Genomic DNA, 14147 nt, shown 5'->3' with positions numbered 1-14147 from the left:
ATTATTAAAAAATCAATTTAATCAACCTAACTGAACTTTATGCACTGAGGTTAATTCTTTTAATAGAATTTTTTCATCAACTCATGATCTTTAATTTTTTATATAGTACTAATAGTTCTAAATATTCGTTTATACCAATATATTGTATGTAGTTAAAGTCATTTAATACTATATGATATCAATCTCCTCTCTTCAGAGAAGATCTTTCAATTTTTATCAGTAACAAGTAATTTTCTTGATTTATTCTAATAAATACATAATTCTTCACTTTTCTGAAGCACCTATTGAAACTGTAAATTTTTATCAACTAATTTTATTTGAAATTTGCATATTTAATGACATTAAAAAGGAGGTTACCTTATAATATATATTATGAACTATTACTTATTTATATTGATTTAATACTAATAAAGTTCCTCTATATAATAGAGGATTATTCTAATTACTAGAATGATATAAGATCTTCTATCTTGAGAACCAAAGATAGTAATATCATACAACATTATCTAGGTTTATAAAAAAACCATTAATTATTAATGTTTTATAGATCATGCTATAAAAATTTTATTTTGTTGATAAAGAAAAAAAGAATAAAATTTTTAATAATTAGTTAAAAAATAAAAACCTAGTGAATGAAAGATCAAACATAAAAAATATACTTACTTTATTACACTAAAGTAAGGTTCCTTAATATGACTAATTTTCTCTCAACTAGGTTTTAATATTTACAACGATGAATAGAAGATATATCAAGAGAAAATATTATTAATAAATTTTCAAAACAAGATTGATGTATCTTTTTCTTAAAAGCATTGATAAAATACCTATTCGCATGATAGGTACACTACTGTTATGATAATAGACTATTAAAATTAAACAAAATTAACTTAACTTTTAAAAAAAGATCTTTTTAGTCAACCCAAAAAGGAGTATATTAGTATCATACCTTTATTTTAATAAATAACATAATATAAAACATAACTATTACTTCAGTCATAATCGCTTATCACATGATTGCATAATAATATCAGATTACACGATAATTAATATTGAATGTTACAATTACTATCATTACTTAATAAAATACTATTTGTTAGAATTTTATTCTTCGATATATTTGATTATATATCCATATATACAATATCTTTTACACATCAAGACTTATTGAGATATTTACATGAAAATTAAATATTTTTTAATTAGTATAAGTAATTATACTAATTCATATTCTATATTCTAATTAGTGAGTAACTTAATATTTAAGTTATAATAAACTCACTCAATTTCTAGTTAATTAATATAATTTAGGGTGAACTGAGTGAATATACTCTCTTTATATGGACTTTTTCTTGCAAAGACACTCACTTTAGTCGTGTCAATATCAGCAATAGCAATAATTATTACAAATTTAACTAAACGTAACAATGCTCCAACTGGAAAACTAAAACTAACTAGGTTGGATGAAAGTTATACTGAAATTCAGAATAACATGTGTTTAGCAAAAATGACATCTGCACAAAAAAAAATATGGAAAAAAGAATTTAATAAGAAAAAGCAAAAAGAAGAAAAGATAAATAAAAAACAAAACCGATTGCAACAAAATCTAAAAATACACAAACCAACACTATACGTCCTTGATTTTCAAGGAAGCTTAGATGCTAGAGAGGTGTCTTCGTTACGAAAAGAAATTTCTGCTGTACTCTCTGTAGCTAAAAAGGGAGATGAAGTTCTCTTGCGCCTAGAGAGCCCAGGAGGATTAGTTCACGGCTATGGTCTAGCCGCATTTCAATTACAACGTTTACGAAATCAATCTATACCACTCACGATTTCTGTAGATAAAATTGCTACGAGCGGTGGGTACATGATGGCCTCTGTAGCCAGTCATATTATTGCTGCTCCATTTTCACTTATCGGTTCTATTGGCGTGGTAGCACAAATTCCTAATTTTAATCGTCTTTTGAAACGGAATGAAATTGATATTGAGCTCCATACAGCAGGTAAATATAAACGAACATTAACTCTTTTTGGTGAAAATAGCGAAGAAGGACGTGAAAAATTCCGAGATGATCTAAATCAAACTTATTTACTATTCAAACAGTTTGTAGGCGAAATGCGACCTAAATTAAATATAGAAACAGTATCAACTGGAGCTCATTGGTATGGGTCTCAAGCTTTAGAACAAGGACTTATAGATGAAATTGGCACTAGCGATGATTTTATTATTAATAAAATGGCTACACACCAAATTCTATCGGTGTGTTATATTCGTCATCAAAAAGTAATTGATCGTTTAATAAATAAATTTTCTTATAGTGTTAAAAACTTACTGAAATTTTTAATAATCTAGCTACTTTCTACTTATGTGATTAATAATAAATATATAAATATAATTATAATTATCTGATAATTACTAGTTATCTTTCATTTTATTACTCAAGAAATTTTTTAATAGTTAATTAAATTTAAGTCTTGAAATAATGTAACTCATGTGGACTAAATATGATTTCACTTTTGAAAATTAAATTTTATAGAATATCTTTTTATTTTTTTTAATTCAATTAGATTTTATACATAATATGCAATATCTATTCTGTTAAGAATAGATATTGCATATATCAATCAATTTTTATAAACTTTACTATGATTGAAAATCATAATTCTTATTCTTGATATAAAACATATCTCTTTAATTAAAGTATCTATAAAGTATAGATTAATAAATCTGCATACATTAAATTTAATTTTCTTATATGACAATGATCTGTTCTTTGATTATAGAATATCAATAAATAAGTAACAAAATTTTACTTTTTATAGATATATTTTTCTAAATTTCAATTTTATTGATAAAATTTTACACATTAATAATATTATTATATTTAAAGCAAAGACAGTGAATTTAAATCGCAATTAATACGATCAGTATATATTTGTTTATAGGATTACATCCTAATAAAATGCTGACGATAATAATCTAATTCTGCTATAGATTCATAAATATCATCTAATGCATTATGTTTATTATTTTTTTTAAATCCATGTAAAATATCTGGTCTCCAACGAGCGACCAGTTCTTTCAGAACGCTAATATCTAAGGATCGATAATGAAAATAAGATTCTAATTCTGGCATATATTCACGTAAGAATCGACGATCTTGTCCAATGCTGTTACCACAAATAGGTGAGCTATAGCGTGGGATACGTGGTTTTAAAAATTCCATAATTGCTAGTTCTGCAGAGCGTTCATTAAATATACTCGATCGAACTCGTTCTACTAAGCCGCTTTTTGTATGAGTCTGTATGTTCCAGTCATTCATAGATTTAAGGTACTTTTCATTCTGATGAATAGCTAAAACTGGTCCTTCAACAATAAAACTTAGATGATTATCAGTTAAAATCGTAGCTATTTCAAGAATACGATCGTTCTCTGGATTTAGACCGGTCATTTCAAGATCCATCCAGATTAGATTATGAATATTTTCAGTCATAACTAATCCTGGTTAAAATTCTAACAGATTATAACTATTAATTAATACTGATATACATAATCAATTTGAAATTTGATCTATAAAATTGACTAGTAATGATCCAAAACGCTATGTTGGACTAATGTATAATTAATAATATTATAATCCATACAATACTATATATTTGTCTATTAAAAATATATATATGATCAATACAAGTTTTATTACTATATGTATTGTAATTAACACTGCTACTGAGACTAGAAAGAATTATATCACAAGAAATGCGTACCTCATCCAACGAATAATTAAATATTTTAATATTTTATTTATTTTTAATGATAAAATAAATTACTTCTTTTTTTAAAAAATTCACCCTATATTTGATCATACAAAATAGATGATAAATAAGCTTTATGAATAAAAGAATTGGTTATTTCCGGAATCCATAACCGATAAACTCTAATATAGAGAAAATCATCTAATATTACAAAATTGAAAATAATGTTGTTAATTTAATAAAAACTTTTACCATTTTTTCATTAATTTTAATACAAAAATGATTATTAATTTTTAATTTTCTAAAACTTATTTTATTTTATATTAAAATCTCTTCAATTATTAAATAAATACATTTTTTCTTTTAAAAATGAGTATAAATATTCATACAGAAAAAATAAAATTTTTAAAATCTATTTTTGATCAAATAAATAAATTGATCATTTAGATTTAAAACTATTTATTGGAGAATAAATATCAAAACGATGTTTTTTAGTCTTTAAAATATGATCTGTATGTGTTCTTGACAAAGCTTGAGCATTACGTGGTCGTTTTACTACTACACGCTTCTTTGCTAACATTCGAGCAGGATGTAAAAGTGAATCTGCATCTGCATCCATTCCTACTAAAGACTGTAATATACGCATTTCTTTTTTTACTAAAGCCTTTTTTTTCTTTAATGGATACATAGGATCAAGATAAACTACATCTGGTATAGGATCGATATTTTCTGATACCAATAAACTAGAAGAAGGTAACAGAGTCATATGTTCACTTAACCATGAACCTATTTTTTTATCAGTATACCCACGACGTAATCCATCATCCAATAATGCTGCTACAACAGGATTACGCTCTAACATACGTATGTGACAGCCAAGCATGGCTAAAATAAAAGAATCACGTCCAAATCCTGCTGTTGCATCCAGGATATTAGGGAAATAATTTTTTTTAATACCCACAGCTTTAGCTATGGCTTCAGATGTTCCTCCACCAAACCTGCGTCGATATGTTATACTTTTACAGAAAAAATTGACAAATATATTGCCAAGCTCAGGTTCATTAAGATTGCATACTGCAAGATGATCAGGTTTAGCTATAAGCATGATAGAGCTTTGTGGGTCATGAATTAGGCTCCATCGTCTAAGTAAACTAGAGAAGGAATTTTGATATTTACTTTCTGATGTATCTAATAAACAAACACGCACTAATAAATTACCTCCTAATGAGCTTTACAAGCTTATCCCATTTTGATAGAGAAATGCATCCATTTGTGGTTTATGACCGCGAAATCGACAAAATAATGTCATAAAATCTTCTGATCCGCCACGCATTAAAATATTTTCAAGAAAAGACAGACCGATTGTATGGTTAAAAACACCTTTTTTTTCAAAAAGAGACCAACAGTCTGCGGATAAAACAGCAGACCATAAATAGCTATAATATCCCGAAGCATAACCACCGGAAAAGATATGACTAAATGTATGTGGAAATCGATTCCATTCTAATTTAGGAAGAACAGATATCTGATTATGAACATCGTGAAAAATATCTAAAATTTTTATATCATCATCTTTATGAAAATCTTGGTGTAAACGAAAATCAAATAATGAAAATTCTATCTGACGTTGAATCGATAGTGCTGATTGATAATTTTTAGCTTCTAATATTTTAGATATTAACTCATCTGATAACGGCTTAAATGTCTGATAATGTTCAGAAATAATTTTTAGCGATTCTGGGTGCCAACACCATTGTTCCATTAACTGACTAGGTAACTCAATGGCGTCCCATGGAACTCCATTAATCCCAGATATTGAAGGTATATCAATGTTTGTTAGAATATGATGAAGACCATGCCCAAACTCATGAAAAAGCGTAATTACTTCATTATGGGTAAATAGAGCCGGTTGAGCATTGAGCGGTCGATTAAAGTTACAAACTAGATAAGCTACTGGTTTCTGAAGAAATCCATTCGATTTTCGCATCCGACTAACGCATTCATCCATCCAAGCTCCGCTTCTCTTATAATCACGTGAATATAAATCAAGAAAAAAACTTCCTCGATAATTATCTTCCTCATCAAGAATATCAAAGAATCGTACATCTTTATGATAAACCTCTACATCATATCGCTCTTTACACTTCATACCAAAAATCCGATGTATTATTTCAAATAAACCATTAAGAACACGATACTCAGGAAAGTAAACTCGAAGATCTTCACTGTTAAAATTATATAAATATTGTTTATATTTTTCACTATAATAAGGAATATCCCAAGGTTGTAACTCATTAAGATGGTATGTTCTTTTTACGAAATCAGTTAACTTTATTAACTCCAATTCTGCACTGGGTTTCACTTTGTCGGAAAGATTGCTTAAGAATTTAGAAACCTGCATGGGGGTTTTAGCCATTTTAGTTACTAATGATTGAGAAGAATAGGAAGAAAAACCCAATAATTCAGCTAACTCATAACGCAGTGTCACCTCTTCCTTCATTACTTCTGTATTATCCCATTTGCCAGCATAAGGGCCTTGATCTGACGCACGTGTCAGATAAGCTCGATAAATTTCTTCTCGTAAACACTGTTTATCACAGTAAGTTAAGACTGATAAATAACTAGGGTAATCTAATGTTAATAACCAACCCTTACGACCTTGCTCCTCTGCTTTTATTTTTGTGGACAAAATCGAGCTCTCCGGAATGCCGGAAAGCTCGATTTTGTCTGTAATTAATTTACTCCATGCTAGAGTAGCATCTAAGACATTATTGCTATATTGAGATGCAAGAGCAGACAAGCGTAAAGTAATCTCTCCATATCGATGTTGCATTTCTTTCGGGAGGTCAATTCCAGATAACTTAAAATCACGAAGGGCATACTTAATCGTTATTTGTTGCTCAGGGCTTAAAGCTTGATAAATATGAGCTTGATTCTTAATATTGTCATATGCCTGGTATAAAACCTTATTCTGACTAATCCAAGTTCTGTACTCTTCTACAAGAATTAATGTTTTTTCATAAGCCAAACGCAACACAGGGCTATTTTGAACTGAGTTCAAGTGACTTATTAATGCAAATAAACGATTCAACTCATCAGTGGCTTCACTTATAGGCTGAACCAAACTGTCCCAGCAATATGGACCTCCTTGACTCACTATTTTTTTTATTACTAAACGACAGTCATTCAGAGTTTTGGTTATAGCTGGTACTATGTGTTCAGGTTGAATACTATAAAATGGAGGTAATGTAAAAGGAAAAAGTAAAGGATTAATCATTAGATAGTCCTATAAATATAGTAATAATTATATTATAAAGTAATAATAATTCTGATAACAATGAGATAAATTTGATAAAATTTTTTTAAAAAATATGATAATCTGTAAGTAGATTGCATAGAAAATTATTTTTCTCATAATTTATCTGGATATATAGTAAAAACATGTAAATTATCTATATAATATTCTAAAAACTGGTAAACATGCTAATATATTTGTATATCACAATACTAAACGCTATTTATTAAAAAATAAAAATAATTCCTAATCCGATATTCCTGTAATAGTAAAAAGAATTAACTTATTAAGTAATCAATTATGTGAATAATGAATGACTTTTTGACCGAACTGATATTGGATGTATACTATGATTGTTTTATGTTTTTAGATTGTAATAATTCAAACTATTAATCGAAATGTAATAAATATTATTATTACATTTTAGTAAATCGTTTATTCATTCTCAAAAAATAAAATTATCTACTTTAGAAAACTGGTATCAAAGATCTACATCTTATTACCCTTAGTTCTAAAACAATAATCACAACATTTAGTCTAAATTAAAATTATTGAATAATAACATATTTAACATTAAATATATGCATTATCTTAAAATAAATCCATCGAATCCTTTCTATCCATTGCTATATCTATGATTCTATCTATAACTATAGATGCTTGTTTTTATTTTATTAATACAAAGAATTAATCTGTAAACCTTTTAAAAATTTATTCTTTTAAAAAAGAATGACCTTAGTAAAATCTATATAATTATAGCGATTCAACTTCTTATATAATTTATAATTGCATATCATAAAATGATATATTACACTCATAATATTTAATATCTTTAAAATAATTACCAACGAACTACTCATATCTTATACAGTTCTAAACAATTATATGATATTTTCTTTATATAATCATATATATTTGGATGTTTGATTTAATTGCTATTATGATGTAAAAATTATCTTCTAGTGATTTTTGTTAAACAATCGTATTATTAAGTTGGATTAACTTTTAAATTGAGGAGATCAGAACTTAGTAATTGTCTTTGCCTCTAATAATCCTTTGTATGATCTTGCTAGTAGTAATTCCATCTTCAAAATTTAGCACTCTTACACTACCACCATTATCTAACACCTCTTTACTTCCTACAATCTCTTCAATTGTGCATTTATAATCACCACCCTTTACTAGAAAATCAGGAAGTATTTTTGTAATTAGCCGCTTTGGCGTGTCGTCATCAAAACTAATTACCCAATCAACAGATTTCAATCCACCTAATACTCGCATTCGATTAACAAGTGGATTAACTGGTCGAGACATGCCTTTTAAACGACGAGTAGATAGATCACTATTTACTGCTACAATCAGACGATCTCCTAATTTACGCGCATTGGATAAATAAGATACATGTCCTGCATGTAGGATATCAAAAACACCGTTCGTCATTACTATTGTTTCACCACGTTGACGAGATTTTCTAATCTCAATCATCAACTGTGCTTCATCAATCATTCTACCACCTTCTTTCAATCTCATGTCAATAGCATGGTCAAGCTCAACTGCAGATACAGTTGAAGTACCAATTTTACCTACTACTATCCCTGCTGCTATATTTGCAAAGAAACAACTCTCTTCCAAGGTGTAACCAGCCGCTACAGAAGTTGCTACTACACTAATTACTGTGTCTCCTGCTCCAGTAACATCATAGACCTCTTTTGCCTGAGTTGGCATATAACAAGGATTTTGATCTGGTTGTAATAATATCATCCCATGTTCTGAACGAGTAATAAGTAATCCAGAAAATGAATTTTCTTGCATTAATCTTGTACCTTTTTCAAGAATATCATCTTCATTTTTGCATTTGCCTACAGCCTTTTCAAATTCATGTAAATTTGGTGTAATCAACGTAGCTCCATAGTAACGAGAAAAATCATTACCTTTAGGATCTACTAAAATAGCGATACCTTTATTTCGTGCTAAAGTAATGATCGTTTGAACATTGGCTAAAGCGCCTTTATCATAATCAGATAAAACAATCGCTCGGATATGTGGTAAAAATTTATATATTCGATCATGAATAAGCTCGGAATGAATTCCTTCTAATTTTTCTTCAAAATCTAAACGAATAAGTTGTTGATTACGTACTAACACACGTGTTTTAATAATAGTAGAATAATTATCAACAGAAATAAAATCACATATTACATTCACATTGTCCAGAGCTTTTCGTAAAGATTTTGCAGCCTCATCAGCTCCAAGAAAACCAATAAGATAAGGTTGGGCACCTAATGAAACAATATTCATAGCAACATTAGCAGCACCACCAGGACGATCTTCTATGTGATTAACTTTTACTACTAAAACTGGTGCTTCAGGAGAAATTTTTGGTGTAAGTCCGCGCCAATACTGATCTAACAATACATCTCCTACTATTAACACGCCAACACCTGTAAAGTTAGGCAAGGTAATGTTCATTACATAAGCTCCGCATACATACAACTCACTGCATGAACTGATAAAATCAATTTAAATACGAAAATAATCTCTATATAGTAACTACTACTATATATAATATCTGTATTTTATAATAAAGGAACCATTCCTCTAAATCTTATCTGCGTAGTAATGCATTAAAATATAAAAAAACTTTCTAAAAAGCAGTCACATAAAATGTTCTGATGTTATTTATAAATCACTCTAATAACTATGGAGATATTGCCCCTTACCTAATTTTTTATTTCTTTTAAAAATTTCTGTAAAACTGATTAATAATCAATAACATTTATCCTGTATAAAAAAACGAAAAAAATAGCATATAATTGGAAATTATATAATCGAAATTAATTAATCATTACCAAATAAATAGCAATATATATTTTCTATTAACTTTCGTTTACTAGAATGGTCAAGTAATAGAACTATTCTTATAGTTAGATCTGAATAGGATTAGATCTAATGTCTTGTTTTTTTCTATATTAAAATAGAATCTCTTTATTCTACAAATCCTTAAAAATTTCAAATAATCACTATCGTGATAAATAAGAACATTTATAAAAAGATAAAAAACACCTTAAATGTGAAAAAACAGCCTTATAGATGTAAATGAAAACAATAGATGTCATCAATACTATTTCTACATTATATGTAATATAGAATTATATATTATTCTTCATCATAAAACACTTATAATTAGGCTGCCAACATAATTAAAATAAATTTTAAACCCAAGATACATGCATGAAATGTGTCTAAACTAATCTTCAATCCTTCCTCTTATCAGGGGAAGGATTGAAGAGCCTGACTTTACTGTCTGATCCAAACAATCGTAGTATCTATATTTATTTTACATATAAATTCAGATATTACTGAATATGACAATTAATTAAAATATTCATATATAAAAATACATCTCTGATCGTATTCATATTTAATGATCATCAAAAATAATTGTCTTAAACATAAGAACAATACAAATAACACTTATTTATTTTATCATTAATAAATATTATTCTTATAAATCTTGAGTCTCTAAACAAGAGAATATCATAGAATATAAATAACTTATCTAGATATCGATTTCAAGTAATCTGATATTTTATAATAATAGTAATTATTAGCTTTTATAATATCCATTATATTACATGCAATTATTAAATCAACACATAACTAAGGTATATTACTATAATTATAGTAATATATAAAACTAAGTGTTATGTTTATTAAACATGATAACTATCTAATCTCATCAGCATATTCTCTCTAGATACAAAATAGATGTTCTCTTATGCAATCTATCAAAAATAGAGAAATAATCAACTATAGTTTATTTCGTATCAACAATATCTTTTATTACATTAATCACTTTCACTAAAAAATGAAAGATCAATAAAGTCCAATCAAGTTACATATCATCAGAAAAATCAGTAAATTTCTATTTAAAATGATGCATAGCTATTTTATCGCGTATATAATTTACACTCATATCAATAGTATTTTGAGCTTATAAATATAAAACTTACCAATATATAATTAATCTATCTTATAAAAATCAGGACTAATTTCTATCTTCAACAAACACCTTCTTTTTAACTACTATCATTTATAGTAGATATACTTTATATTTTTATCACTAATATTAAAGCTTATAACTCTCTATTTAATTAAAGACAATTGCTAGGTTTGGGAAGACCAGCAATTTTCGTAGCTTGTTTTGCTGGTCCTTTTGGGAAAAGACGAAAAAGATAACGACTATTCCCTTTTCCTTTACCATGCCTATTTTGTATCATTCTGACTAACATATGCACTGTCGGAGAAATATTAAATTCTAGATAAAAGTTGCGCACTAAATAAATAATTTCCCAGTGAGATGGACTGAGATTAACACCATCCTCTTTCGCAATTTTTTTTGCAACATCTTCCGTCCAATCTGTTACAGACAAAAGATAACCTTCTATATCGCGATCCATTTCCTTATAAAGATCTCTATGTTGAAATGAACTCTTTTGCATCTCTGATCTGATTGTATGCAATCTTTAAAAGATAAATATATTATCTTATAAAATCATATGACTAGCATCATTTATATATTATAAAATATAGATTAATTACCTTATATTTTCAGAATCTGGTTTTATCATTTCTGGCCGACCAACTAACGCAATATAAACCATAGGAACATGATCACTAACACGCACACCACACTTCCAAATATGGATATAACCACCAGATCGATCTATGAAACGCGGGCCTAGTTGATTAAACAATTTTCTCACAATCTCATTGTCACGAATTCGAGAAAAAACTAGACGACGATTAGCAAGGCTATCAGTTTTAGAAAGGGTAATTAATGGTTCTATGATACGACGAAGCTCTTTTGCTTTCGCTACAGTTGTCTTAATTAATTCATAGCGAATTAATGAAGCGGCAATGTTTCGAAACATTGCCTGACGATGGCTGCTATTTCGATTTAGTTGACGCCCTATTTTACGATGGCGCATGACTTTATCCTTTTATAATAAGATTATAACTTTATATCATATGATTAACTAGTAATGCTGGCGGCCAATTTTCTAAACGCATTCCCAGTGATAAATTACGAGAAGCCAAAACATCTTTAATCTCAGTTAAAGACTTTTTACCAAGATTAGGCGTTTTAAGCAATTCAACTTCAGTACGTTGCACTAAATCACCAATATAGTGAATAGATTCCGCTTTAAGACAATTAGCAGAACGAACTGTTAATTCCAGATCATCAACTGGCCGCAATAAAATTGGATCAAATTCTGGTTTTTCTTCTTTTACTTCTGGTTGACGCACATCCCGCAAATCAACGAATGCCTCTAATTGATCTGCTAAAATAGTAGCTGCCCGACGAATAGCCTCTTCAGGATCAATAGTTCCATTCGTTTCCATTTCAATAACCAACTTATCTAGATCCGTGCGCTGATCAACACGAGCGGCCTCAACGTTATAAGCAATACGTTCTACAGGACTATAGCAGGCATCTACTAAAAGTCGTCCAAGTGGTCTCTCATTTTCTTCTGCATAGGTGCGAGAAGAAGCAGGTACGTATCCTCGACCACGCTCTACTTTCATTCTGATCACAATAGTAGAATTTTCTGAGGTTAAATGACAAATCACATGGTTTGGTTGGACAATCTCAACATCAGAATCATGTATAATATCAGAAGCAGTTACAGGACCAATACCTGATTTATGCAAAGTTAAAGTTGCTTCATCTTTTCCATTAACTCTGACCGCCAAGCCTTTTAAATTAAGTAGAATATCTAAAATATCTTCCTGTACACCCTCTTTAATAGAGTACTCATGCAGTACTCCATCGATTTCAACCTCTGTAACAGCGCAACCAGGCATTGAGGATAATAAAATACGACGTAGCGCATTACCAAGGGTATGACCGAAACCACGCTCTAAAGGTTCAAGGGTGACCTTGGCATGTGTTGTGCTAACTTGCTCAATATCTACTAAACGCGGTTTGAGAAACTCTATCACAGAACCCTGCATTGTATCCTCTCTTTGGCACCACTCTACTTTACTTTGAATAAAGCTCAACTATCAAATGCTCATTAATGTCTGCAGTAAGATCAGTACGTACTGGGATATGCTTAAAAATACCTTCCATCTTATTCATATCCAATTCGATCCAACTTGGCTTTTCGCGCTGATTAGATAATTCTAAAGCAGATTTTAAACGAGATTGTTTTTGAGCCTTTTCACAAATACTGATAATATCATTTGGCTTTACCTGATATGAAGCAATATTTACTACTCGTCTATTTACCATAATTAATTTGTGACTAACAAGTTGACGCGCCTCTGATCGTGTAGTGCTAAAACCGATACGATATACTACATTATCAAGACGGCTTTCTAAAAGAACTAAAAGTTTTTCTCCAGTATTTCCTCTCAGACGAGCTGCCTCTTTGTAATAATTACAAAATTGACGTTCTAGCACTCCATACATACGACGCACTTTCTGTTTTTCACGCAACTGTCCACCATAGTCAGATAAACGTGATTTACGTATTCCATGTTGACCAGGAGCTTGTTGTAACTTACATTTTGTTTCGATTGTACGAACACCAGATTTAAGAAATAAATCTGTGCCTTCACGACGGCTCAGTTTTAATACTGGACCTAAGTATCTTGCCATATCTGCCTCCAGAATTCCTTAATAACAGGCCGCTCTTATACACGACGCTTTTTAGGCGGACGACAACCGTTATGAGGGATCGGAGTCACATCAGTAATGTTTGTGATGCGAAAACCTGCTGCGTTCAGGGCACGAATCGTCGATTCGCGCCCTGGACCTGGACCCTTAACCATAACCTCTAAGTTTTTAATTCCATAATCTTTTACAACTTCTGCGCAATGTTCTGCGGCAACCTGTGCAGCAAATGGAGTAGACTTACGAGAACCTCGAAATCCAGAGCCACCGGCTGTTGCCCAGCCTAAAGCATTACCTTGACGATCGGTAATAGTCACAATGGTATTATTAAAAGACGCATGAATATGCGCAACACCATCAGATATTTGCTTTCTTAAACGCTTACGTGCACGAACTGGTGCCTTTGCCATTATTTAATCACTC

General features: G+C 29.7%; 10 protein-coding genes. 1 reads left to right on the top strand and 9 read right to left on the bottom strand.

The window, feature by feature from the left end:
- The first annotated feature begins 1318 nt into the window (after positions 1–1318).
- On the top strand, positions 1319–2347 hold the full coding sequence (gene sohB / locus HACICURT3053_RS01415) for a protease SohB (RefSeq protein WP_157991975.1): 1029 nt from the start codon (positions 1319–1321) through the stop codon (positions 2345–2347).
- Positions 2348–2942: 595 nt separating this feature from the next.
- On the opposite strand, the gene orn is transcribed toward sohB, so the two are convergent.
- From orn to rpsK, 9 genes are all read right to left on the bottom strand, one after another.
- A complete protein-coding gene (gene orn / locus HACICURT3053_RS01410) occupies positions 2943–3488 on the bottom strand; it encodes an oligoribonuclease (RefSeq protein WP_157991974.1) in 546 nt (181 codons plus the stop codon).
- Positions 3489–4186: 698 nt separating this feature from the next.
- Positions 4187–4954, bottom strand: coding sequence for a class I SAM-dependent methyltransferase (locus tag HACICURT3053_RS01405; protein WP_157991973.1), 768 nt, complete (start codon positions 4952–4954; stop codon positions 4187–4189).
- Positions 4955–4978: 24 nt separating this feature from the next.
- A complete protein-coding gene (prlC, locus tag HACICURT3053_RS01400) occupies positions 4979–7024 on the bottom strand; it encodes an oligopeptidase A (protein ID WP_157991972.1) in 2046 nt (681 codons plus the stop codon).
- Positions 7025–8068: 1044 nt separating this feature from the next.
- Positions 8069–9511: a bifunctional D-glycero-beta-D-manno-heptose-7-phosphate kinase/D-glycero-beta-D-manno-heptose 1-phosphate adenylyltransferase HldE gene (gene hldE / locus HACICURT3053_RS01395; RefSeq protein WP_157991971.1), complete on the bottom strand. Its 1443-nt coding sequence runs from the start codon at positions 9509–9511 to the stop codon at positions 8069–8071.
- Positions 9512–11196: 1685 nt separating this feature from the next.
- Positions 11197–11544, bottom strand: a complete 348-nt coding sequence (locus tag HACICURT3053_RS01390) for a TusE/DsrC/DsvC family sulfur relay protein (protein ID WP_157991970.1) — start codon at positions 11542–11544, stop codon at positions 11197–11199.
- A 96-nt stretch (positions 11545–11640) separates the two neighbouring features.
- Positions 11641–12033 (bottom strand): 50S ribosomal protein L17, encoded by a 393-nt coding sequence (gene rplQ / locus HACICURT3053_RS01385; protein WP_157991969.1) that lies wholly within the window; start codon positions 12031–12033, stop codon positions 11641–11643.
- Positions 12034–12064: 31 nt separating this feature from the next.
- The gene (locus HACICURT3053_RS01380) at positions 12065–13060 is read right to left on the bottom strand and encodes a DNA-directed RNA polymerase subunit alpha (protein WP_157992304.1); all 996 of its coding nucleotides are present in this window, start codon (positions 13058–13060) and stop codon (positions 12065–12067) included.
- Between the two features lie 28 nt (positions 13061–13088).
- On the bottom strand, positions 13089–13709 hold the full coding sequence (gene rpsD, locus HACICURT3053_RS01375; protein WP_157991968.1) for a 30S ribosomal protein S4: 621 nt from the start codon (positions 13707–13709) through the stop codon (positions 13089–13091).
- A gap of 35 nt (positions 13710–13744) precedes the next feature.
- The gene (rpsK, locus tag HACICURT3053_RS01370; RefSeq protein WP_157991967.1) at positions 13745–14134 is read right to left on the bottom strand and encodes a 30S ribosomal protein S11; all 390 of its coding nucleotides are present in this window, start codon (positions 14132–14134) and stop codon (positions 13745–13747) included.
- Between the last annotated feature and the right edge of the window lie 13 nt (positions 14135–14147).

The organism is Candidatus Erwinia haradaeae, assembly GCF_900698855.1.
Classification (GTDB): Bacteria; Pseudomonadota; Gammaproteobacteria; order Enterobacterales; family Enterobacteriaceae; genus Erwinia_E; species Erwinia_E haradaeae_F.
This window is presented reverse-complemented; position numbering and strand designations above follow the sequence as displayed.

What these genes read in the sequence shown, in the direction of transcription:
- rplQ (WP_157991969.1), bottom strand. Translation starts at nt 12,033, where the DNA reads ATGCGCCATCGTAAAATAGGGCGTCAACTAAATCGAAATAGCAGCCAT.
- prlC (WP_157991972.1), bottom strand. Translation starts at nt 7,024, where the DNA reads ATGATTAATCCTTTACTTTTTCCTTTTACATTACCTCCATTTTATAGT.
- orn (WP_157991974.1), bottom strand. Translation starts at nt 3,488, where the DNA reads ATGACTGAAAATATTCATAATCTAATCTGGATGGATCTTGAAATGACC.
- HACICURT3053_RS01380 (WP_157992304.1), bottom strand. Translation starts at nt 13,060, where the DNA reads ATGCAGGGTTCTGTGATAGAGTTTCTCAAACCGCGTTTAGTAGATATT.
- rpsD (WP_157991968.1), bottom strand. Translation starts at nt 13,709, where the DNA reads ATGGCAAGATACTTAGGTCCAGTATTAAAACTGAGCCGTCGTGAAGGC.
- rpsK (WP_157991967.1), bottom strand. Translation starts at nt 14,134, where the DNA reads ATGGCAAAGGCACCAGTTCGTGCACGTAAGCGTTTAAGAAAGCAAATA.
- hldE (WP_157991971.1), bottom strand. Translation starts at nt 9,511, where the DNA reads ATGAACATTACCTTGCCTAACTTTACAGGTGTTGGCGTGTTAATAGTA.
- HACICURT3053_RS01390 (WP_157991970.1), bottom strand. Translation starts at nt 11,544, where the DNA reads ATGCAAAAGAGTTCATTTCAACATAGAGATCTTTATAAGGAAATGGAT.